This is a genomic window from Cellulosimicrobium sp. NPDC055967 (assembly GCF_042269845.1).
GTDB lineage: Bacteria > Actinomycetota > Actinomycetes > Actinomycetales > Cellulomonadaceae > Cellulosimicrobium.
This window is the reverse complement of sequence record NZ_JBHJYJ010000002.1, coordinates 359,638-381,238: the sequence shown is the minus strand read 5'-3', so window position 1 is coordinate 381,238 and position 21,601 is coordinate 359,638. Positions and strand designations below refer to the sequence as shown.

Here is a 21,601-nt window from a genome sequence, read left to right as displayed (position 1 = left end):
GTCGTCGTGCCGGAGTTGTCTTTTCGTGCGCCGACCGGGAGGATCGCTCCTCGTGACTTCTGCAACGGTTTGCAGCAACGCTTTCAGCGCGGCGGGTGACGAGGCTGCGGCCGTCCCCGCGGTGCGCCTGCACCACCCGTCCGGGGCCGAGCTGGTCGTGGCGCTGCGCGGTGCCGCCGTGCTCGCGTGGCGCGCGCCGTGGCGCGGGGCGGACGGGGTCGTGCGCCTCGAGGACCTGGTCGACGGGTATGCCGACGAGGCCGAGGTCGCCGCGCACGACGCCGCGCGGTCGGCCCTCATGGCCCCCTTCGTCAACCGCCTCTCCGGCGGGGAGTACGTGTTCGACGGAGCCCGGCACCAGGTGCCGCCCGTCCTGCCGTGGGAGCCCGTCACGATGCACGGCTTCGCCCGCACGCTCGACTGGACGGTCGTCGAGCGGGTCGAGGGGCCGACGAGCCCCGCCGAGCCGGGGGCCGCGCGTCCGACGTCGGTCCGGCTGGCGGCGACGGTGGCCCCCGACGCGCACGTCGGGTACCCGTTCGCGCTCGCGCTCGAGGTCGAGTACGTCCTCGGCGCGGGCTCGCTGGACGTCACGATGCGGGCCCGCAACGTCGGGGCGACGGCTGCGCCCGTCGCCCTGGGCTGGCACCCCTACCTGCGCGTCCCCGGCCACGGGACGATCGACCGGCTCGAGCTCACCGTCCCGGCCGCGTGCGCCGTCGTGGCCGACGCCGGGCGGCTCCCGCTCGCGGGGACCGAGGCGTTCGCCGCGGTCGACGGCCTCGGCCCGGTCGTGCTCGCGGACGTCCGCCTCGACCACGCGTTCGGCGCCCTGCGCGCCGACGCCGACGGTCGCGCCCGGACCCTCGTGCGCGACCCCGCCACGGGGCAGGGGCTCGCCGTGTGGCAGGACCGTGGGTTCGTCCACGTGTACACGGGCGACGGCCTGGCACGGCGCGAGCGGGCGGCCGTCGCGGTCGAGCCCGTCGAGACCCTGACCGACGCGTTCAACCGCCCCGACTGCGCGGCGGACGTCCGGCTGGAGCCGGGGACCGTGCGCGAGTTCGCGTTCGGGGTCGAGGTCCTGGCGTGACCCACGTCTCGTCCACCCGATTTGGCCTGGTCCGGAACCTCACGTAGAGTAGTGATCACCGACGCGGGGTGGAGCAGCTCGGTAGCTCGCTGGGCTCATAACCCAGAGGTCGCAGGTTCAAATCCTGCCCCCGCTACAAAATGAAGGGCCCGTGGTCAGCAGAAATGCCGACCACGGGCCCTTCGCCTTTTCCGTGAAGCGAGGTGCTGGCGGTCTGTCGCTCTCGCCTCCGGCCGTGGTCACCACCACGCGTCGTCGCCCCGCCACGCTTCCAGTCCGGAGCTGGCGTGGCCCTGGCGCAGTGGGGCCAGTGGCCGGTCGCGGCGCGGCCGCGCCACCGAGGTCGGGCGGCAGGTCGTGTCCTGTGACACCGGCTCGACGCGACATATGATGATCCATATATCCGTCGATGGAGGAGTTCACATGGCCATGACCAGTGTCGATCTCGACCCTCGCCTGATCGAGCGTGCCCGCGAGCTCACCGGAGAGCGGTCGAACCGCGCCGTCCTCGACCTTGCGCTGCGCCGACTCATCGCTTCGAAGCAGAAGGGCGCGATGATCGACGGTATCGCCGGGCTCTCCGACCTTCCGGAAGGGCTCGACGCTCCCGTCGTCCGCAGCGACGGAGCATCGTGACCGACTACCTCGTCGACAACTCCGTGTGGGCCAGGCTCGCCCGCGGTGACGCGGCCGTCACCGCGCGCCTGCGTCGCGTCGAGCGTGCCCCCGCCGACCTGTTCGTCACGTGCCCGCCGCAGGCCCTCGAGTTCTGCCACAGCGCGCGGACGCCCGACGAGCACGCGTTCTACCGCGAGCAGATCTCTCTCGGGTTTCCGCTCGAGCACGCGCCCGACGAGTCGCTCGTCCTCGACATCCAGGCTGCGCTCTGGACCTCCGGGCTCGTCCGCTCCGCCGGGGCGGTCGACATCCTCGTCGCGGCCTACGCGATCGTCAACGACGCGACGGTGCTCGCCGCCGACCACGACTTCGACCACATCGCCCGGGTGAGCGACCTGCAGCACGAGTACGTCGCGCCCGCGCAGTAGTGCTACGGGCGTCATCGCACGATCGAGCGGGCCGCCCTGTGACGCGACCCACCCCGCCGAGGAGCGGCCGAGGGAAGCCACGGCCCACGGCCCGGCGTTATCGTCAGTGGCCGGTGCCCACCACTCCCGCGGGCGCCCGACACCCGGAAGGTCACCATGCGCCGTCTGCGTCCCCGTCCCGCCGTCCTCACCGCCGTCACGGCGGTCGCCGCGCTCGCGCTGACGGCCTGTTCCTCGGGAGGCTCCGACGGCGGCGACGCCGCGAGCCCGAGCGGCAGCGCGTCGGGCGACGCCGCGCAGTGCGAGCCCGGCGCGCTCCCGACGCTCACCGACGGCGTGCTGACCGTCGGCGCGGGCGAGGCGTACGCGCCGTGGTACGTCGGCGAGCACGACTCGGGCGAGGGCTTCGAGTCGGCGCTCATCTACGCGGTCGCGGACCGCCTCGGCTACGCGGCCGACGACGTGGTCTGGGAGACCGTGACGTTCGAGCAGATCATCAGCCCGGCGGTGAAGCCGTTCGACGTCGCCGCCTACCAGACCTCGATCACCGACGAGCGCAAGCAGGCCGTCGACTTCTCCAGCCCGTACCTGACGACGCGCCAGGGCGTCATCGTCATGGAGGACGGCCCGTACGCCGGCGCGACGACGCTCGCCGAGCTCGACGGCGCGCGCATCGGCGTGACGGCCGCGCAGACGAGCCTCACGCTCGCGGAGGCCGCGTGGGGCGAGGACGCGGACATCTCGCCGTACAACGCGGCGGGCGACGGCATGCAGGCGCTGCAGTCCGGGACGATCGACGCGATGGTCATGGACGTCGACCAGGGCGTCGCCGCGTCGACCGAGTACTTCCCCGACTCCGTGGTCATCGGCACGCTGCCGGACCAGGGCGTCGTCGAGCAGTACGGGCTCGTGCTCGACCTGGACTCGGCGCTGACCGGCTGCGTGACCCAGGCGGTCGACGAGCTCGAGGCCGACGGCACGCTCGCCGAGCTGCGCACGACGTGGCTCAAGTCGGACGACATCCCCGTCCTCGAGTGACCCGGCCGTGACCGTGCCCGACGACGCGCGCCTGCCCGGGCGGGCCGGGACGCCGGACGGCGGCCCGGGAGTCGCGTGGACGCCGTCGCCGCTCGCGCTCGACCGCGCGGCGTTCCGGCGCGCCCAGCGGCGGCGGTCGCTCCTCGTCGCGCTCGCGAGCACGGTGCTCGTCGTGGCAGCGGTCGTGCTCGTCGTCGTCAACGCGCCCGGCTGGGAGCGCGCGCGGACCGCGTTCTTCGACCCGGCCATGGCGTGGGAGTCGCTGCCCGCGATCCTCGAGGGGCTGTGGCTCAACCTGCGCGTGTGGGTCGTGGCGGGCGTCGTCGGCACGCTGCTCGGTCTCGGCCTGGCGATCGCGCGCACGAGCCGGATCCCGGCGCTGTTCCCGCTGCGCGCGTTCGCGACCGCCTACGTCGACCTGTTCCGGGGCGTGCCCCTCCTGCTCGTCCTGCTGATCGTGGGCTTCGGGCTGCCCGCGCTGCGGCTGGAGTGGCTGCCGACGTCGGGCGCGTTCCTCGGGGCGCTCGCGATCGTCCTCACGTACACCGCGTACCTCGCCGAGGTGTTCCGCGCGGGCATCGAGTCGGTGCACCCGTCGCAGGTCGCGGCGGCGCGCTCGCTCGGACTCTCCCGTGCGCAGACGACCCGCCGCGTCGTGCTGCCGCAGGCCGTCCGCAACGTCACCGCGCCGCTCGCGAACAACCTCGTCTCGCTGCAGAAGGACTCGGGCCTCATCTCGGTGCTCGGCGCGGTCGACGCGATCCGCGCGGCGCAGATCGCCACGACGGGGAGCTACAACTTCACGCCGTACGTCGTCGCGGGGATCCTGTTCTTCCTCGTGTCGTTCCCGTTGACGCGGGCGGTCGACGCCTACCAGGCGCGCCGCGGCTGGGGCCGGTCGCTCGCGACCGTGAGCGGGGCGGGGGACATCCGATGAGCGCGTCCGTCCCGCCGTCCGGCGCGATCCCGCAGGACGCGGGCGCGCACCACCTGCTCTCCCTGCGCGGCGTCCGCAAGACCTTCCCCGCCGCGGGGGCCCCGCGCGGGCGCCGGGTCGTGCTCGACGGGATCGACCTCGACGTCGACGCGCACCGGTGCGTCGTGCTCGTGGGGTCGTCGGGCTCCGGCAAGTCGACGCTCCTGCGCGTGGTCAACCTCCTCGACGAGGTGGACGACGGCCAGATCCTGCTCGACGGCGAGGACGTCGCGGACCCGCGCCGCGACGCCAACCGGGTCCGGGCGCGCATGGGCATGGTCTTCCAGGCCTACAACCTCTTCCCGCACCTCACGGTGCTCGACAACGTGACGCTCGCGCCGCGCCTCGTGCACCGGCGGGCGCGCGCGGAGGCGGAGGCGGCGGCCGTCGAGATGCTGGGCCGGGTCGGGCTGGGGCACAAGGTGACCGCGTACCCCGACCAGCTCTCGGGCGGCGAGCAGCAGCGCGCCGCCATCGCGCGCGCCCTCGTCAACGGGCCGGAGCTGCTCCTGCTCGACGAGGTGACCTCGGCGCTCGACCCCGAGCTCGTCGGCGAGGTGCTCGACCTGCTCGCCGAGCTGCGGGCGGAGGGGCGCACGATGCTCGTCGCGACGCACGAGATGGGCTTCGCCCGCCGCGTCGCCGACGAGGTCTGCTTCCTCCACGAGGGCCGCGTCCACGAGCGCGGGACCCCGGATCAGGTGCTCGGCGACCCGCAGCGCGAGCGCACCCGCACGTTCCTCCGCCGCCTCCACGCCTGACTGTCTCTCTCCCCGGGGCCGCCGAACACGACATGAGGGTCGTTCTGAGCGTCTTCGCGGCCTTCAGGTCGTGTTCGACGGCGCGTGGTGTCGTTCTCGTCGACCAGTGCGCCCGGGGCAGGGCGACCCTGCGGGCGGCTGGTAGGGTCGCGCGCAGCGTCGCGTGCTGGTGGCGGACCACGTCAGGCATGGAGGCGCCGAACCCGGAAGGGGGAGCCGTGACGGCACGGACCCTTTCCTCGTTCCTCACCGGTGAGTGAGGGCGAGAAGACCAGGCTCGTGGCCTGGTACGACGAGATGCAGGCGGTGCACGGCCGGCTGCGGCGCGCGCTGGCGCTGGTGCGTCAGGCGGCAGCGGAGGCGGACGAACCACCCGGCTCCCGGCGACCCGGAGCAGAGCCGCCCCCCGGGGCGCGACCTGGTGCCGAGACAGGAGCCGCGGAGCACGACCGTCCGGCACGGGACGGCGGGGCGCAAGGGGCCGGCCCCGACCCGGCGCCCGCCGCGGACCTGCTCGTGTGGTGCCGCGGGTTCTGCACCGCGCTGACCCGCCATCACACCGCCGAGGACGCCGTGCTCTTCCCCGAGCTGGAGCGTCGCCACCCCGACCTGGCCGACGTGCTGCGGCGCCTGCGCCAGGACCACGGGATGATCGCGTACCTCGTCGCCGACCTCGAGCACGCGCTCGACCGGGCGACGGACACCGATGCGTCGCGCGACGCCGTCGGACGCCATCTCGACGGGGTGGGCGCGATCATGGAGTCGCACTTCCGGTACGAGGAACGGGCGCTCGGCGGCGTCCTGGCCGCGCTCGACCTCGCGGCCCCGCGCGACGACGTGCTCGGGCCGCTCTGAGCGCTGCTCAGCCGCGCACGACGAGCACCGCCGTGGTCACGACGGACGCGGACGCGAGGAGCGCGTACGGCCAGATCCACGTCCGCTGCCCGGCGACGCGCAGCACCACGGCGACCGCGAGCGCCGCCAGGGCCAGCACGGGGCCGTCGACGAGCGGGGCCAGGTCGACCGAGACGCGCAGGGTCTCCAGGAGCTGCGGCGGCACGGGGATGAACGGCTCGCTCTGCCGGGCTGCGCCGTCGGGCACGAGCCACAGCGTGCGCAGGACGGCCAGGACCGCGAGCAGGCGCGGCAGCGCGCGCAGGAGCGCGCTCCCGACCCGGGACCGGTCCACGCGCGACGACGCCGCGGACCGCGAGGATCCTGCCGACCGCGAGGAAGCCCCCGACCGCGACGGCGCCGTGGACCGGGACGCTGGCGCGGCCGTCGACGCCGGGTGCTGGTGCGGTGGCGCGGGGAACGCGGGTGCGTCCGGCCGCGCGATCGAGGGCTGCGGGGCCGGGGCGCTCGCGACGGGCGCGCCCGTGATGCGCGGCCGGGCGGACCGCGGTGTGGGCCCGAGGTGCTGGACGGGGCTCCGGCGCGGCGGGACCGACGGCGGGACCGGTCGCCCGACCTGCGTGGCGACGAGGTCGGGGGAGTCCATCACCCGGGTCCCCGCGACGGCCGCGGGCGCAGGCTCCGCGGGGGCCGACCCCGACGGCGGTCGGCCCAGCGTGGACACCCGCCGTACGGGCACCGGCCAGGCGCGCCCGCCCGCGGCGCCGCGCGGCGGGACGACGTCGGGCTCGTCGGTGCGCAGCCGGGCGACCCCGGCCGCGGGCTCGGGCCCGGCCGGCGTCACGTGCGGCGGGCGACGGTACGCCCGCCACCCGCGCAGGGTGTCCGGGTGCCCGGCAGGAGGGGTGGCGGCCTGCCACTGCATCGCCTGCCAGAGCCAGTCCTTGAGCTCGGCGGGGGTCCGGCCGTCGGCGACGTGCGCGCCGATGCTCGCCACGTGGTCGGCGATGACCTCGGACGCGGCGCCGTCGAACCCGTCGCCGTGCACCTCGGCGAGCACGCTCATGAGCGTGGCGTCGTACACGAGGGCGTGCCACGGCTCCCGGGCCCGGCCCGCGCCGGCCTCGGTCCCGGTGGGCGCGTCCTGAGCGGGCGGCTCGGGCCGGACGGGCGCACCGGTCGCGGCGGACAGCCCCGCGACGGGGCCGAGCGCCCGCTCGGCCGCGGTGGCGCCGTCCGCCACGATGCGCTGCGTGAGGAGCAGGGTGTCGTCGGCGGCCTCCCCGGCGAGCCGGGCGCGGAGCACCTCGGCGACGCTCTCGAGCGCGGGGCGGTGGTTCGGCTGGTACCGCGTCATCGACAGGATCAGGTCCTGCAGGTGCGGGTCGATCTCCGGCAGCTCGGCCGGGGACGGGGCGAGCTCCATCCCGGCCGGGACCCCGACGAGGTCGTCCGGCACCTCGCGCACGAGGTCCTCGGCCTCGAGGTCGCGGCCGAGGAAGTTCAGGTCCGCCGGCACGACGCCGGTGCTCGCGAAGATCAGCAGCAGGCCCAGCGCGTACACGTCCGAGCGGGGGTGCACGCGGCGGGCGAACAGCTCCGGCGCCATGTACGCGAGCGTCCCGACGGGCTGGGTGGACGTCGCGGTGTCGAACAGCTTGGCGATGCCGAGGTCGATGAGGACGGCGCGGTCGCCGTCGACCATGATGTTGGCGGGCTTCAGGTCGCGGTGCACGCAGTGCTGCTCCTGCAGCACGAGCAGCGCCTCGGCGACCTGCGAGGCCAGCCGCAGCGCCTGCCGTCCGTCCAGCGGGCCCGACGCGCGGACCTGCTCGCGCAGCGTGCTGCCGGGCACGAGCTCCATGGCGAACCACGGCTGGTCGTCGTCCAGGCCCGAGCGCACGAACGCGGGGAAGCCGCGTCCGCCGACGGCCTCCAGCAGCCGCGCCTCCTGCGTGAAGCGCTCGCGCGAGCCCTCCTGCAGGCCCGTGAGCACCTTCACGGCCACCTCCGCGCCGTCCGCGTCCGTGGCGCGGTAGACGTGCGCGAACCCGCCGTGCCCGAGCACCTCGCCGAGGGTGAACGGGCCCCGGCGGTCGCCGCTCGCCGGCACCTGACGGACGGGTCGACGGGGCAGCGGCGCGGGCGACGGCGGGCTCGGGTGGGTGTCGTCGTCGGTCGCCGCCGCGAGGACGGACTGCTCGGGGCCGGGCATGGGCGCAACGTTACAAGCGCGCACGTCCTGGACGTAGCAGACAAACCCGTTCTGGACTCCGCTCGCCGCCGCGCCGCCACCTGGCAGGCTGGGACGCATGGTCAACCGCCTCGCCGACGCCGTGAGCCCGTACCTGCGTCAGCACGCCGACAACCCCGTCGACTGGTACCCGTGGGGCGCCGAGGCGTTCGACGAGGCCCGCCGCCGCGACGTGCCCGTGATGGTGTCGGTCGGGTACGCGACGTGCCACTGGTGCCACGTCATGGCGCGCGAGAGCTTCTCCGACCCCGCGATCGGCGCGCTGCTCGGGCGCGGCTTCGTCGCGGTGAAGGTCGACCGCGAGGAGCACCCCGACGTCGACGCGAGCCTCCTCGCCGCCGCGAGCGCGTTCACGCCCGACCTGGGCTGGCCGCTCACCGTGTTCACGACGCCGGACGGCGCCCCGTTCTACGCGGGCACCTACTGGCCGCCGGTCCCCGTGGCGGGGCGGCCCGCGTTCCGGGACGTGCTCGACGCCGTCGCGCAGGCCTGGGAGCTGCGGCGCGACCAGGCCGTCGAGACGGGGGAGACGGTCCGCGCGGCGCTCCGGGACGCGGCCGCGGGGCGGCGGACGGGCGTCCCGCGCGCCGCGGCGACGACGGTCGCCGCCCCGGGGGAGCCCGGCGCACCCTCCGGGGCCGACGACGGTCCGGTCGGGCGGCTCGCCGACCACGCGCGGACGGTCGTCGACCGGCTGGAGGCCGCGGAGGACCGCGTGCACGGCGGGTTCGGCGGCGCGCCGAAGTTCCCCGTCGCGCCGACGCTCGAGCTCCTCCTCGACGTGGCGGCGTCGTCGGTCGCGGACCCCGAGGTCGCCCGGCGCGCGCTCGTCCTGGCCGGGCGCACGGTCGACGCGATGGCCGCGAGCCCGCTGCGCGACGTCGACGGCGGGTTCTTCCGGTACGCGACCCGGCCCGACTGGTCGGAGCCGCACTACGAGCGGATGCTCTACGACAACGCGCAGCTCCTCTCGGCCGCGACGACCCTCGCCGTCCTGCGGCGCACCGGGCCGGTCGACGGCCCGCTCCGCACGCCCGCGTCCGCTCCCGGGACGCCCGACCCGGGCGAGGGCGCCGCGCGGGTCGCGGCCGACGTCGGGCGCTTCCTGCTGCGCGTGCTGCGCCTGGCCGACGGCGCGTTCGCGAGCGCGCAGGACTCCGAGTCCGTCGTCGACGGCGAGCGCGTCGAGGGCGGCTACTACCTGCTGCCGCCCGCCGAGCGCGCGCGCCACGAGCCGCCCCGGCTCGACACCAAGGTGCTCACCGGCTGGAACGGTCTCGCGATCGAGGCGCTCGCGCGCGCCGGCCACCACCTCGACCTGCCCGACCTCACCGACGCGGCGCGCGCCGCCGCCGACCGGCTCCTCGCGACGCACGTGCGGTCCGACGGGACGCTCGTGCGGGCCTCGGAGGGTGGCGTCGCGTCGGGCGCCGTCGCGACGCTCGAGGACCACGGCGCGCTCGCGACCGCGCTCCTCGTCCTCGGCGGCCTGACGGGGGAGGCCCGGTACGTGCGCGAGGGCGTGCGCCTCGTCGACGCGACCCTCGGCGCGGACGGCGAGCTGCGGGCCCCGCAGGGCACCGACCCCGTGCTCACCGACCTCGGGCTCGCGGCGGGCGCCGCCGCGGACGCGTCGGAGGGCGCCGTGCCGTCCGGCACGACGGCCGCCGCGCGGGCCGCGCTGCTCGCCCACCTCGCGACCGGCGAGCCGCGCTTCCGGGACGCCGCCCGCGCGCACGTCGCCGCGTCCCCGACGGCGAGCGACCACCCGCTCGGCGCTGCCGGGGTGCTGCGCGTCGCCGTCGGGCTGGCCGAGCCGCCCCACCAGCTCGTGCTCGTCGCCGACCCGGGCCTGCGCGAGTCGTTCCGGCAGGTCGCGCGGGACTGGTACCACCCGGGCGCGCTGCTCCTCGGCGCGACGCCCGGCGACGCCGCGGCGCTCGCGGTCGACGGCGTCGGGCTCCTCGCCGGCCGCGGACCGGGCGCGTACCTGTGCGCCGACTTCGTGTGCCGCCTCCCGGCGCACGACCCCGACGCGCTCCGGCTCCAGCTCGGCGCGTGACCGGCCCGCCCGGGGGTGCAGGGCGCCCGTGCCGGTCGCATGATGGAAGAGCGGTGCGGCACGAGGAGGAGCCATGAGGGCATCGGTCGGGGACAGGATCGTGACCGCCTCGGGGGTCGTCGGCGGAGCGGTGCGCGACGGGGTGGTGGTCGAGCTGCGGCACGAGGACGGGTCGCCCCCGTACCTCGTCGAGTGGACCGACACGGGCGAGCGCACGCTCGTCTACCCGGGGTCCGACAGCTACGTCGAGCACGTCCCCGGCGCGGAGGCCGGGGGCGGGACCGGCTCGACCAAGGTGTGGCGCGTGCAGGTGAGCGTCGTCGAGTCGGAGGGTCGTACGACGGCGGAGGCCGTCCTGGTCGCGGAGGCGCCCGGCCACGTCCGGACGGTCGGGCGCGCACGCCGCGACCCGCACGACCTGGACGTCCCCCTCATCGGCGACGAGATCGCGGTCGGGCGCGCGCTGCGGCGGCTCGCGGACCGGCTGCTGGACGACGCCGAGTCCGACATCGAGTCGTCGACGGGCGTCCCTGCGCACGTGCACCTGTGACGGGGTCGCCCGACGCGCCCGTCGTCGTGCGCGCCGTCGTGCACGGGCGCGTGCAGGGCGTCGGGTTCCGCTGGGCGACGCGCGAACGGCTCACCGTGCTGGGCCTCGACGGGGCCGCGACGAACCGTCCCGACGGCACGGTGGAGGTCGTCGCCACCGGGCCGCCTGACGCCGTCGACCGCCTCGTGGCGTGGCTGCGCGACGGCCCGACGCCGGGGCACGTCACCCGGGTCGACGTCGACGCGCGCGGGGTGACGCCGTCGCGCGGGGCGCGGACCGACGCGGGCGCCGGGTCGGGCGACCGCTCAGGCGTCCGCGCGGGCGAGGACCGACTCCCAGTGCCACGGCTCGGGCACGCGCCCGTCCGGCTCGGCGAAGTCGGGGTGCGTCCAGCCGAAGGCCTCGGCGTTCTGCTTGAGCCACTCGTACTGGGGGGTGCCGAACGCCTGCACGCCGCCACCCAGGTCGACGGCGAACCCCAGGCCGTGGTTCGAGCAGCCGGGCGGGGCGGCGATCGGCGACGACGGGTCGTAGAGCCCGGCCTGCTCCTCGTAGGTGCGGTAGGAGGAGTTGATCGTCAGGTGCACGCCGAACCGCTCGACGTAGGCCGCGTCGAGCGCGACGAGGCCGTCGAGCACGTCGGCACGCACGCGGTCCGACGGCGACCACGGGATCGCGGCCAGGGCGGAGTCGGGCACGCGACCGCCGTCCGGGTCCCACACCTGGTCCGGCGCGGGGCAGGAGACGGCGTCCTGCGCGGTCGACGTCTCCTCCGTGGACGTGGCGACGGACGCCAGGTCCGCCTCCAGGTCGAGCACGGCCTGCTCCAGCGCGGCGAGGTCGTCGGCGGCCGCACCGGTCCCGGCCGTCACCGACGTCGCCGCGGCCGCGTCGAGCGCCTCCCGCAGCCGGGCGCGCACCGCCTCGTCGGCGCCCAGGCCCTCTGTCGCGGCGTAGATCTTCTCGCCCTGCTCCTGGACGGGAGCGAGGCTCGCGCGGGCCGCGTCGACCGCGGCCCGCGCGTGCTCCAGCATCGAGGCGTGCACGGCTTGTGACGCCTCCTCCAGCGAGACGGTCGCGCCCGTCGTGCCGGTCGTCATCCGGTCGACGAACGACGCCCCGAGCAGGGCGCGCGCGTCGTCGACCTCGACCGCGAGGTCGTCCCGGACGGCGGGGTCGGCGACCTTCCCGTCGGAGGTCGTGAGCAGGGCCTGCGCCGTGGTGGTCTGCGCGGCCAGGTCGTCGTAGGTCGACCCCCGGTACCAGACCAGGCCACCCCCGGCGGCGCCGAGGAGGAGCGTCAGCGTCACGACGACCGCGACCCACACGCCGCGGTGCCGGCGCGTCCCCCGGGCGTGCCGCCGCTCCCGCCCGGTCGGGTAGCCCGAGGGGCCGGTGGAGGGTGGGGTGCTCGTGACGGTCACACCGCCAGAACCTACGCCACCCCGCGGGTGCCCCCGGACCGTTCGCCGGGTGAGCGTGGACACGCTCACCGAAGTATCACGATCCCCGCCGGACCCTCCCCAGATGGTGACCCCGGTGACGGTGCCGGGGCGAGGTGGGGAGGGGCCATGAAGCGGCTGGTGCTGTGCTGCGACGGCACGTGGAACTCGCCGGTGAACGCGAGCGTGTCGAACATCGAGAAGATCGCGCGCTCGGTCCGCACCGGCATCGGACCGGACGGCGTGCAGCAGATGGTGTTCTCCGTCGAGGGCGTCGGGGCGCAGGGCTACCTGGTCGACCGCCTGCTCGGCGGGGCGTTCGGGTACGGTCTGACGCGCAACGTCGTCGCCGGCTACCGCCACCTCGCGCTCAACTACGAGCCCGGCGACGAGATCTACGTGTTCGGCTTCAGCCGCGGTGCGTACACGGCCCGCAGCATCGTCGGCATGGTCGCGACCGTCGGCCTGCTCACCCAGGACTCCCTGGCGCGCGACCACCTGTGCGACGCCGAGCGGATCTACCGCGTGCGCGACGCCGCCCAGCGGTCGGAGCGGGCCGCCGCGTTCCGCGCCGAGCACTGCCACGACCACGTCCCGGTCGCGTTCCTCGGGGTGTTCGACACCGTCGGCGCGCTCGGGGTCCCCGGGCTGTCGCGCCGCCGCAGCCGGTTCCACGACCTGCGCCTGTCGACCGACGTCGAGTGCGCCCGGCAGGCCCTCGCGATCGACGACCGCCGCATCACGTTCGAGCCCTGCCTCTGGGACGTCCCCGTCGCCATGGCGGCCCGGGTCAAGCAGGTGTGGTTCCCCGGCGGGCACAGCGACGTCGGCGGCGGAGCCCGGGCCCGCGCGCTCTCCGACACCGCGCTCCTGTGGATGGTCGGCGAGGCGATCGCGCGCGGGCTCACCTTCGACGAGGACCGGCTGTTCGCCCAGCTCCACCACGAGGACGAGTTCGTGTGCCGGTTCCGACCCGGCCTGCTGTTCGGTGCCCTCAACCTCCTCAAGCGCCTGCACCCGCGCCCGCGCTTCCGCGGCGACCGGCGCGTCCTCGCGGGCGTCCCGACCCCGCCGGACACCGTCGACGCCGTGTACCTCGCCCAGACCGCGGCGTACCTCACGGCCGACCCGTCCTCCGAGTACGCGCGTCACGCCCGCAACGTCACGTGGTGGCGCGAGAGCGCCGGTCCCGGCCTGGACCGCCTGGTCGAGCCGATCCCCGGCGGCACCCGGGAGGACCGGCCGCTCGTCCTCGCGTGAGGGAACGAGCGGACGCGATCGGCGACCGGCGCCCGGCGGCCGGCGACGGGCGATCGGTGATCCGCGACGGTCCGGACGTGGACGCGCCGCCGCGGTGCCCGGGTGCGGGGACGACGTCGCCCGCTCGCCAGGTGCGACGCGCCCGCCCCGTGCCATGCTGGGCGGCGTGAGCGAGCAGACCGCAGCACCCGTCCCGGCCGAGCAGCTCGTCCCCGCCGACGCGCACGTGCTCGGCAACCCGGACGCGCCGGTCACGATCGTCGAGTTCGGCGACCTCGAGTGCCCGTACTGCGCCGCCGCCGCGCCCGTGCTGCGGCAGGTCGTCGAGTCGTCCGGCGGTCAGGTGCGCCTCGTGTTCCGGCACTTCCCGCTCTTCGAGATCCACCCCCACGCGCTCTCCGCGGCGCTCGCGGTCGAGGCCGCCGCGGCGCAGGGGCGGTTCTGGGAGATGCAGGCCGCGCTGTTCGAGCACCAGGACCAGCTCGGCGAGGCCGGCCTCGCCGACAGGGCCGAGGAGCTCGGCCTCGACGGCGCCTCGGTCGTGGGGGACGCCGCGCAGCAGCATGCCGCGCCCGTGCAGCGCGACTACGCCGACGCCCTCACCCTGGGAGTCCAAGGCACCCCGACCTTGTTCGTCAACGGCGTCCGCTACCGCGGCCGCGTCACCGCGGACGGCCTCCGCGCTGCGATCGAGGCCACGGCCCCGCCGAGGTAGTACCTACGACGTCGGTGGACCAGGGTTCTGGCTCGACGGGGGCTGGGTGCTCAGGCGGTCGCGGGTGGGCGCCAGGGGAGGGGTGGGAGCTCGGGCGGGGGGCCGTCGGCGCCGGGGGAGCACAGGGGCCAGCGTTCGCCGACGAACCGGAGGGCGAGGGAGCCGAGGACGGCGGCGACGAGCGAGCCGGCGAGGATACCGATCTTGGCCTGCTCGATGAGCACCTCGTCGTCGAAGGCGAGCTCGGCGATGAAGAGCGAGATGGTGAAGCCGATACCGGCGAGGATCGCCCCGCCGAGCAGGTGGGAGTAGCGCACCCTGCCGGGGAGGTCGCCGAGCCCGAGGCGCAGGGCGAGCGTCGCGGCACCGAAGATGCCGACGGCGTTGCCCACGACGAGCGCGACGGCGACGCCGATCGTCACGGGCGACGTCGCCGCGGTCCGCAGCGACTCGGCGTCGAGCTGCACGCCCGCGTTGGCGAGGCCGAACACGGGCACGACGACGTAGGCGCTCCACGGGTGCAGGACGCGCTGGAGGCGTTCGCTCATGGGCACCGCCGCGCGCGCGGCGAGCTCGGTGAGGTGCTCGCGCTCCGCCGTCGTCTCCTGGGCGAGACGTTTGGCGTACTTGGGCACGACCGCGACGTCGACGGGACGCGACGAGCGCGACGGGACGAGCAGGCCCACGAGCACACCCGCGAGCGTCGCGTGGACGCCGGACGCGTAGACCGCGCCCCACAGCGCGATCCCGACGAGGACGTACGGCGCCAGACGCCACACGCCGAGCCACCGCAGTCCGACGATGACGACGACGAGCACGGCGGCGACGAGGAGCCCGGGGAGCCAGAGGTCGTCGGTGTAGAAGAGCGCCATGACGGTGATGGCCCCGATGTCGTCCACGACGGCGAGCGTGAGAAGGAAGAGCCTGAGCTGGTCGGGGCAGCGTGGACCGAACAGTGCGAGGATCCCGACGAGGAACGCCGTGTCGGTCGACATGACGATGCCCCACCCGTGCTGCGCGGGCGACCCGGCGTTGAAGGCGACGTAGATGAGCGCGGGCACGGCGAGGCCGCCGAGCGCGCCGAGCGCGGGCACCGCGACGGTCCGGCGGTTGCGCAGCTCGCCGCTGGTCACCTCGCGGTTGATCTCGAGCCCGATGACGAGGAAGAACACGGCCATCGCGGCGTCGTTGACCCAGTGGTGCAGGTCCATCTCGAACGACCACGGCCCGACGTGCCAGCCCGCGGTCGCGGCCCACACCGCGTCGTAGGCCCCCGACCAGGCGGAGTTCGCCCAGACGAGCGCGACGACGGTCGCGGCGAGCAGCAGCACCGCGCCGCCGGCCTCGGTGGCGAGGAACGAGCGCAGGGAGGTTGCGACGGGGCGGAGCTGGAAGCGCAGCGGGGGGCCGGGGCGCGCGGGGACGTGGACGACCGGGAACGACGACGGCGGGGCGGGCTCGGTCACGGGGCCTCCGGGTGGTCGGGAGCGGGGCGACGCCCCCGGCGTCGGACCTTCGGGTGGGACCTGCGGACCGACGCTGCGTCGGACCTGCGCTGGGACAACTCTCGCGGGCGGGAGTTCCTTCCGCAACGGCCCGGCGACGGCGAGATCTCCACCACTCTGTCCACAGTATGGAAAAGTTCTTCCGAAACCCTTGTGGCCCCTGTCACGCGCTGCTAGCGTCGTGCGTGCCAACGGCGGGCCCGGGCCGAGCGGACGCTCGGTGGTCGACGCGATCGATCCGACACCGGCAGCTACCTACCAGGCGGAAGTGACAACTCGCCTGCAGCGGCCCGCCGGCCGCCTCCTCCCGGCTCACCGACGAGCCGGACAGCCGGAGGCGGAGCACCCGGCGTCGCTGCCCGAACCGTGGAGACTCACCATGGACACTCTTGTCGTGGACGCAGCACACCTGGACCGAGCCGTCGCCCTCGCGGTCGACAGCGTCGCGAACGCCGGAGGACCCTTCGGCGCCGTCGTCGTCACCGCCGACGGGCAGGTGTTCGAGGGCAACAACCGGGTCACGCAGGACAACGACCCCACCGCGCACGCCGAGGTCACCGCGATCCGGCGCGCCTGCGCCGCGCTCGGCACGTTCGACCTCACGGGCGCGACCCTCTACTCGAGCTGCGAGCCCTGCCCCATGTGCCTCGCGTCCGCCCTCTGGGCGCGCGTGCAGACCGTGTACTTCGCCGCCGACCGCCACGACGCCGCGAGCGCCGGGTTCGACGACGCGGAGTTCTACGACTTCTTCGCCGCGGACCCGGCCGACCGGAGCATGCAGGTCGTGCACGAGCGCACGGCCACCGCCACCGCGCCGTTCGACGCGTGGCGCGTCCTCGAGTCCCGGATCGAGTACTGAGCGGCCGCGCGGCCGATCGGCACCGCGATCTCGCACCGAGAGGACACAAGGACGTGACCCTCCTCGGCATGCGGCGGGAGACCGCCGAGAACGACGACGCACGCGGCACCGGCCCGGCCACCGGCCGGCTGGACCGCTTCTTCAAGATCACCGAGCGCGGCTCGACCACGGGGCGCGAGCTCCGCGGCGGTCTGGTGACCTTCTTCGCGATGGCGTACATCGTCATCCTCAACCCCCTCATCCTCGGCGGGACGAGCGCCGAGAACGCTCCCGTCGACGTCGCGGGCGGGTGGCTCCAGACGGCGCAGGTCGGCGCGATGACCGGCCTCGCCGCCGGCGGGCTGACCATCCTGTTCGGCCTCGTGGCGAACCTCCCGTTCGCGCTCGCGGCCGGGCTGGGCATCAACTCGTTCCTCGCGGTCGCCGTGATCGGCGACGTGACGTGGCCCGAGGCGATGGGGCTCGTGCTCGTCAACGGCCTGCTCATCGTGCTGCTCGCCGTGACGGGCGCGCGGTCGGCGATCTTCAACGCCGTCCCGCGCCAGCTCAAGGCGGCGATCACGGTCGGCATCGGCCTGTTCATCGCGTTCATCGGGTTCGTCGACGCGGGGTTCGTCACGCGCACCCCGGGAGGTCCGCCGGTCCAGCTCGGCGACGGCGGGTCGATCACCTCGGTCCCGACCCTCGTGTTCGTCGTCGGGCTGCTCACCATGGGGATCCTCGTGGCGCGCAAGGTCAAGGGCGGCCTGCTCATCGGGCTCGTCGCGACGACCGTCGTCGCGATCGTGGCCGAGTCGGTGCTGCAGCTCGGTCCGGCGTCCGACGACAACCCCGGCGGCTGGCACCTCACCGTGCCGACGCTGCCGAGCTCCCTCGTCTCCGTGCCGGACCTCAGCCTGTTCGGGCAGCTCTCGTTCGGCGCGTTCGACCGGATCGGGGCGCTCGCGGCGACGATGCTCGTGTTCACGCTGTTCTTCACGAACTTCTTCGACGCGATGGGCACGATGACGGGCCTCGCCAAGCAGGGCGGCCTCGCCGACGCGGACGGCAACTTCCCGCGCATCAAGTCGGCGCTCGTCGTCGAGGGCGTGGGCGCGGTCGTGGGCGGCGCGACGTCCTCGTCGTCGAACACGGTGTTCGTCGACTCGGCCGCGGGCGTGGGCGAGGGCGCGCGGACGGGCCTCGCGTCGGTCGTCACCGGCGGGCTGTTCCTGGTCGCGATGTTCCTCACGCCGCTCACGGCGGTCGTGCCGATCGAGGTCGCGAGCGCGGTGCTCGTGGTCGTGGGCGCGATGATGATGGGCCAGATCAAGGAGATCGACCTGACCGACTTCACGGTCACCCTCCCGGTCTTCCTGACGATCGTGACCATGCCGCTCACGTACTCGATCGCCAACGGCATCGGGATCGGGTTCGTCACGTGGGTCCTGCTGCGGTTCGCGTGCGGCAGGGCGCGCGACGTCCACCCCCTGCTGTGGGTGGTGGCGGCCGGGTTCGTCGTGTACTTCGTGCGCGGTCCCCTGACCGCGGTCGTGGGAGGCTGAGCCTCGACATCGACCGCACGGCCGACGGGTCGCCCGCTCCTCCGGGTGGCCCGTCGGCGTGCACGGAACGTGGGAGGGCAGGCATGGCCGGGACTGCACGCGTGAGCGTCGACCAGCACCGCGCGGACGTCGCGGCGCTCCTCGCCCCCCTCGTCGAGGCGGCCCGACGGCGCACGCGCACCGAGGACGTCGTCCTCGCCGACGCGCTCGGCCGGGTCCTCGCTGGCGACCTCGTCGCGCCCGTCGCCGTCCCGCTGTTCCGCAACTCCCAGATGGACGGCTACGCCGTGCTGGCCGCGGACGTCGCCGGGGCGAGCGCGGACGCGCCCGTCCGGCTCGGCGTCGCGGCCGAGATCCCCGCCGCCCCGGGCGTCCCGCCGCGGCTCGCCCCGGGCACCGCGGCCCGCATCATGACGGGCGCACCCGTGCCCGACGGCGCGGACGCCGTCGTCCCCGTCGAGGACACCGTCGCAGGGACGTTCTCCGGCACGCCGCGACCCGACGCCGCAGGTCCGGCGGGCGACGACCCTGCCGGTCCCGGTGCGAGCCACGCCGTCGAGGTCCGCGTGCCGCGGTCGGCGGGGGACTTCGTCCGGGAGGCGGGCTCCGACGTCCGGCCTGGGGACGTGCTCCTGCGGGACGGGACGGACCTCGCGCCGCACCACCTGGCCGCCGCGGCGGCGTGCGGGGTGGGGAGCGTGCGGGTGGTCGCCCGGCCGCGCGTCGCCGTCCTGTCGACCGGGTCGGAGCTCGTCGGTCCCGGGGAGACGCCGGGGCCCGGGCAGGTCTTCGACGCCAACGCCGACGCGCTCGGCGCCGCCGTGCGGCGCGCGGGCGGGGAGGTCGTGCGCACGGCACGCTGCGGTGACGACGCCGCGCGGTTCGCCGCCGTGCTTGCCGAGGCGGCCGCGGTCGCAGAACTCGTCGTCACGTCGGGCGGCGTGTCGCAGGGCGCGTACGAGGTGGTCAAGGACGTGCTCGGTGGCGGTGCGTCGTCGGGCGTCACGTTCCGGTCGGTCGCGATGCAGCCCGGCGGGCCGCAGGGGTTCGGCGCCGTGCACGGGACGCCCGTGCTCACGTTCCCCGGCAACCCGGTGAGCGCCCAGGTGTCGTTCGCGATGTTCCTGCGCGAGCCGCTCGAGCGGGCGTCGGGTCTGCCCGCCGTCGACCGGGTGCGCACGGCCGTCCTTGCCGAGGCCTTGACCTCGCCCGCCGGGAAGCGTCAGCTGCTGCGCGGCGCGACCGGCCCCGACGGCACGGTCCGCGTCGTCGGGGGAGCGGGGTCGCACCTCGTCGCGTCGATGGCGCGGGCGGACGTGCTCGTGGACGTCCCGGCGGACGTGACAGAGTGGGACGCCGGGACCGAGGTGGAGGTACGAGAGCTGTGAGCGAGACGCAGGGCGAGTCCCGAGGCGCTGGCCAGGGTGGTGCGTCCGAGGACGTGAGCCGCGTGACGACGGACGTGCTCGACGACGCCGTGTCGCGCGCCGTCGAGGACGCGGTCGCGAGCCCGGAGTGCGGCGCCGTCGTGACGTTCCGCGGGGTCGTGCGCGACGTCGACGGCGGCCGCGGCGTGAGCCGGCTCGACTACGAGGCGCACCCCGACGCCACCGCGGTGATCCGGCGGTGCGTGGCCGGTGTGGCGGCCGAGACCGGGCTGCGCGTCGCCGCCGTCCACCGGTACGGGACCCTCGGGATCGGCGACGTGGCGCTCGTCGCGTCGGCGGCCGCGGGTCACCGCCGGGAGGCGTTCGAGGCCTGCTCGCTGCTCGTCGAGCGCATCAAGGCGGAGGTGCCGATCTGGAAGCGGCAGCACTTCGACGACGGCGTCTCGGAGTGGGTCGGGCTGTAGCGGACCGCGCTCCGGCCGCGCCGCCGACCGGGCCGACGAACGACGAGAGGCGAGAAGTGGCCCCCGGCTCGGGCCGGGGAGGGACCACTTCTCGCCTCTCGTGCGTCTGGCTGCGGATCCGCCGTGCGACGACGATGTCAGGCGGCACGCTCCCGGTCTCGCGCTCGCCGCGCGGACCGTGGGTGGGACGGGACGGGTCAGCGCGTGGTGGGGCGGTTGTCGAGCAGCATGCCGATGCCCAGCCCGACGGCGGTGCCGAGGACGAGGCCGAACCAGCTCAGCACGACGGTCCCGACGACGGCGCCGATCGTCGCGCCCAGGACGCTCTTGGTCCCGGCCTTCCAGCTCCCGGACCGGTCGTCGGTGCGGTAGATCGGCAGCGCGGAGGTGCCGTTGTCCGGCGTCGCCGTGGGCGCGTCGGAGGAGGAGGTCGCGGGGCGGTTGATGGGTGCAGGGGAGATCGTCGTCACGGCATCCATGGTAGGAAGGTCCGTCCGCTGTGACCTGGGCAGACGCGGCAGGGTGACCGGCTTCACCCTATGATCTGCGCCACCGTGCGCAGCGTCGTTCAGCCGCCGATCGCGCCCATGCTGCGCGACGTCGGCGCGAACGCGTCGGCGGCGAGCGTCCGGGTGTCGCTGCCGTGGGCGAGCGGCTTGCGCCACATGGCGCCCTGCCACGCGCGGGCGAGGGCGTCGTCGCGCTCGTCCTCGGTGAGGTCCGCGGAGCGGAGGATCGCGCGCAGGTCGGTCTCGTCGTCGCCGAACAGGCACGACCGGACGGTGCCCTCGGCGGTGAGCCGGGTGCGGTCGCACGCGCCGCAGAACGAGCGCGTGACGGACGCGATGATGCCGACGGTCTGGGGACCGCCGTCGACGAGCCACTCCTCGGCGGGCGCGGACGGGTCGTCGCGGCCGACGGCGAGCAGGTCGAAGCGGCTCCCGAGCGCGGCGAGGAGGTCCGTCGCGGAGACGAGGTCGTCCCGCGTCCAGTGCCCGTCGGCGTCCAGCGGCATCTGCTCGATGAACCGCAGGTGGCAGCCGTGGTCGACGGCGAACGCCAGGAGGTCCGCGGCGCCCGTCAGCGTCTCGGGCATGAGGACCGCGTTGAGCTTGACCGGCGCGAGCCCGGCGGCGAGCGCGGCCCGGATCCCGGCGAGCACGTCGGGCAGCCGGTCGCGGCGCGTGAGGCGCGCGAAGTCGGCCCGGTCGACGGAGTCGAGCGAGATGTTCACGCGGTCGAGGCCCGCGGCGACGAGCTCGTGGACGCGCTTGTCGAGCCCGATCGCGTTGGTCGTCAGCGAGAGCGACACGTCGGGCGCGGCTGCGCGCGCGGCGCGCAGGATGTCCGCGAGGTCGCGGCGCATGAGCGGCTCCCCGCCCGTGAACCGGACGTCGGTGATGCCGAGCCGCCCGACGGCGACGCGCACGACCCGGCCGATCTCGGCCGGCGTGAGGAGGTCCTCCCGCGGGATGGCGGGGAGGCCCTCGGCGGGCATGCAGTAGGTGCAGCGCAGCGAGCACTTCTCGGTGATCGAGATCCGCAGGTCGCGCGCGACGCGGCCGTAGCGGTCGACGAGCGCCTCGGTCGCGGGACGGCTCGGGTCGAGGTCCGGTGAGCCGCCGGCGGGCGCGGTCGAGCGCAGCCTGGGCATCCCGAGCGAGACCGCGGTCATGGGCCGATCGTACGTTCCCGGCCGGGGACTCGTGACCCACGCGGGGCCGCGTGCTAGCCTCGAGTCCATCGGATGGAAGTTGAATTCCATTCAGCGGAACACCTCTCTTCTCGG

General features: G+C 75.1%; 20 protein-coding genes, 1 tRNA gene and 1 pseudogene. 17 read left to right on the top strand and 5 right to left on the bottom strand.

From position 1 onward, the window contains the following. Positions 1–52: 52 nt before the first annotated feature. From ACFC2L_RS04510 to ACFC2L_RS04475, 8 genes are all read left to right on the top strand, one after another. Positions 53–1,093: an aldose 1-epimerase gene (locus tag ACFC2L_RS04510; protein WP_375823102.1), complete on the top strand. Its 1,041-nt coding sequence runs from the start codon at positions 53–55 to the stop codon at positions 1,091–1,093. 62 nt (positions 1,094–1,155) lie between these two features. Further along, a tRNA-Met gene (locus tag ACFC2L_RS04505) sits at positions 1,156–1,229 on the top strand. Positions 1,230–1,516: 287 nt separating this feature from the next. Continuing rightward, positions 1,517–1,729 carry a type II toxin-antitoxin system VapB family antitoxin gene (locus tag ACFC2L_RS04500; protein WP_375823101.1) on the top strand — a complete coding sequence of 71 codons (213 nt, stop codon included), beginning with the start codon at positions 1,517–1,519 and terminating at the stop codon, positions 1,727–1,729. Beyond that, complete coding sequence (locus ACFC2L_RS04495; protein ID WP_375823100.1) at positions 1,726–2,139, top strand: PIN domain-containing protein; 414 nt, start codon at positions 1,726–1,728, stop codon at positions 2,137–2,139. Before ACFC2L_RS04500 ends, ACFC2L_RS04495 begins: the two co-directional genes overlap by 4 nt. Positions 2,140–2,295: 156 nt before the next feature. After that, a complete protein-coding gene (locus ACFC2L_RS04490) occupies positions 2,296–3,177 on the top strand; it encodes an ABC transporter substrate-binding protein (protein ID WP_375823099.1) in 882 nt (293 codons plus the stop codon). A 7-nt stretch (positions 3,178–3,184) separates the two neighbouring features. Further along, positions 3,185–4,114 carry an amino acid ABC transporter permease gene (locus ACFC2L_RS04485; protein WP_375823098.1) on the top strand — a complete coding sequence of 310 codons (930 nt, stop codon included), beginning with the start codon at positions 3,185–3,187 and terminating at the stop codon, positions 4,112–4,114. Further along, positions 4,111–4,914, top strand: coding sequence for an amino acid ABC transporter ATP-binding protein (locus tag ACFC2L_RS04480; protein WP_375823097.1), 804 nt, complete (start codon positions 4,111–4,113; stop codon positions 4,912–4,914). Before ACFC2L_RS04485 ends, ACFC2L_RS04480 begins: the two co-directional genes overlap by 4 nt. Before the next feature lie 279 nt (positions 4,915–5,193). Next, positions 5,194–5,769, top strand: coding sequence for a hemerythrin domain-containing protein (locus ACFC2L_RS04475; RefSeq protein ID WP_375823096.1), 576 nt, complete (start codon positions 5,194–5,196; stop codon positions 5,767–5,769). Positions 5,770–5,776: 7 nt separating this feature from the next. Here the strand turns inward: ACFC2L_RS04475 and ACFC2L_RS04470 are convergent, their stop codons facing one another. Then, positions 5,777–7,984: a serine/threonine-protein kinase gene (locus ACFC2L_RS04470; protein ID WP_375823095.1), complete on the bottom strand. Its 2,208-nt coding sequence runs from the start codon at positions 7,982–7,984 to the stop codon at positions 5,777–5,779. Positions 7,985–8,081: 97 nt separating this feature from the next. Here ACFC2L_RS04470 and ACFC2L_RS04465 point away from each other — a divergent pair, with 97 nt between their 5' ends. The 3 genes and pseudogenes from ACFC2L_RS04465 to ACFC2L_RS04455 form a co-directional block, all read left to right on the top strand. Then, entirely contained in the window at positions 8,082–10,085 is a 2,004-nt protein-coding gene (locus ACFC2L_RS04465; protein WP_375823094.1) for a thioredoxin domain-containing protein, read from the top strand. 73 nt (positions 10,086–10,158) lie between these two features. Further along, entirely contained in the window at positions 10,159–10,635 is a 477-nt protein-coding gene (locus ACFC2L_RS04460; protein WP_375823093.1) for a dsRBD fold-containing protein, read from the top strand. Beyond that, positions 10,632–10,868: pseudogene (locus ACFC2L_RS04455) on the top strand (acylphosphatase); the annotation flags it as partial. The gene ACFC2L_RS04460 and the pseudogene ACFC2L_RS04455, both read left to right, overlap by 4 nt. Before the next feature lie 72 nt (positions 10,869–10,940). Here the strand turns inward: ACFC2L_RS04455 and ACFC2L_RS04450 are convergent. Next, complete coding sequence (locus tag ACFC2L_RS04450) at positions 10,941–12,059, bottom strand: M15 family metallopeptidase (protein WP_375823092.1); 1,119 nt, start codon at positions 12,057–12,059, stop codon at positions 10,941–10,943. 147 nt (positions 12,060–12,206) lie between these two features. Here ACFC2L_RS04450 and ACFC2L_RS04445 point away from each other — a divergent pair, with 147 nt between their 5' ends. Together ACFC2L_RS04445 and ACFC2L_RS04440 are read left to right on the top strand one after the other, a co-directional pair. Continuing rightward, the gene (locus tag ACFC2L_RS04445) at positions 12,207–13,337 is read left to right on the top strand and encodes a DUF2235 domain-containing protein (RefSeq protein ID WP_375823091.1); all 1,131 of its coding nucleotides are present in this window, start codon (positions 12,207–12,209) and stop codon (positions 13,335–13,337) included. A 166-nt stretch (positions 13,338–13,503) separates the two neighbouring features. Then, on the top strand, positions 13,504–14,052 hold the full coding sequence (locus ACFC2L_RS04440) for a DsbA family protein (protein WP_375823090.1): 549 nt from the start codon (positions 13,504–13,506) through the stop codon (positions 14,050–14,052). A 50-nt stretch (positions 14,053–14,102) separates the two neighbouring features. On the opposite strand, the gene nhaA is transcribed toward ACFC2L_RS04440, so the two are convergent. After that, on the bottom strand, positions 14,103–15,518 hold the full coding sequence (nhaA, locus tag ACFC2L_RS04435) for a Na+/H+ antiporter NhaA (protein ID WP_375823089.1): 1,416 nt from the start codon (positions 15,516–15,518) through the stop codon (positions 14,103–14,105). Between the two features lie 418 nt (positions 15,519–15,936). On the opposite strand from nhaA, the gene ACFC2L_RS04430 reads away from it, so the two are divergent. The 4 genes from ACFC2L_RS04430 to ACFC2L_RS04415 all read left to right on the top strand — a co-directional run bounded on the left by ACFC2L_RS04430 (position 15,937) and on the right by ACFC2L_RS04415 (position 19,812). Continuing rightward, positions 15,937–16,416 carry a nucleoside deaminase gene (locus tag ACFC2L_RS04430; protein ID WP_375823088.1) on the top strand — a complete coding sequence of 160 codons (480 nt, stop codon included), beginning with the start codon at positions 15,937–15,939 and terminating at the stop codon, positions 16,414–16,416. A 68-nt stretch (positions 16,417–16,484) separates the two neighbouring features. After that, positions 16,485–17,960 carry an NCS2 family permease gene (locus ACFC2L_RS04425; RefSeq protein ID WP_375823087.1) on the top strand — a complete coding sequence of 492 codons (1,476 nt, stop codon included), beginning with the start codon at positions 16,485–16,487 and terminating at the stop codon, positions 17,958–17,960. A gap of 83 nt (positions 17,961–18,043) precedes the next feature. Then, complete coding sequence (glp, locus tag ACFC2L_RS04420; RefSeq protein WP_375823086.1) at positions 18,044–19,348, top strand: gephyrin-like molybdotransferase Glp; 1,305 nt, start codon at positions 18,044–18,046, stop codon at positions 19,346–19,348. Positions 19,349–19,401: 53 nt separating this feature from the next. Further along, positions 19,402–19,812 carry a molybdenum cofactor biosynthesis protein MoaE gene (locus ACFC2L_RS04415; RefSeq protein WP_375823174.1) on the top strand — a complete coding sequence of 137 codons (411 nt, stop codon included), beginning with the start codon at positions 19,402–19,404 and terminating at the stop codon, positions 19,810–19,812. A gap of 197 nt (positions 19,813–20,009) precedes the next feature. Here ACFC2L_RS04415 and ACFC2L_RS04410 read toward each other — a convergent pair whose 3' ends face one another. After that, positions 20,010–20,282, bottom strand: coding sequence for a hypothetical protein (locus ACFC2L_RS04410; protein ID WP_375823085.1), 273 nt, complete (start codon positions 20,280–20,282; stop codon positions 20,010–20,012). A 98-nt stretch (positions 20,283–20,380) separates the two neighbouring features. Next, complete coding sequence (gene moaA, locus ACFC2L_RS04405; protein WP_375823084.1) at positions 20,381–21,487, bottom strand: GTP 3',8-cyclase MoaA; 1,107 nt, start codon at positions 21,485–21,487, stop codon at positions 20,381–20,383. Positions 21,488–21,601: the final 114 nt, after the last annotated feature.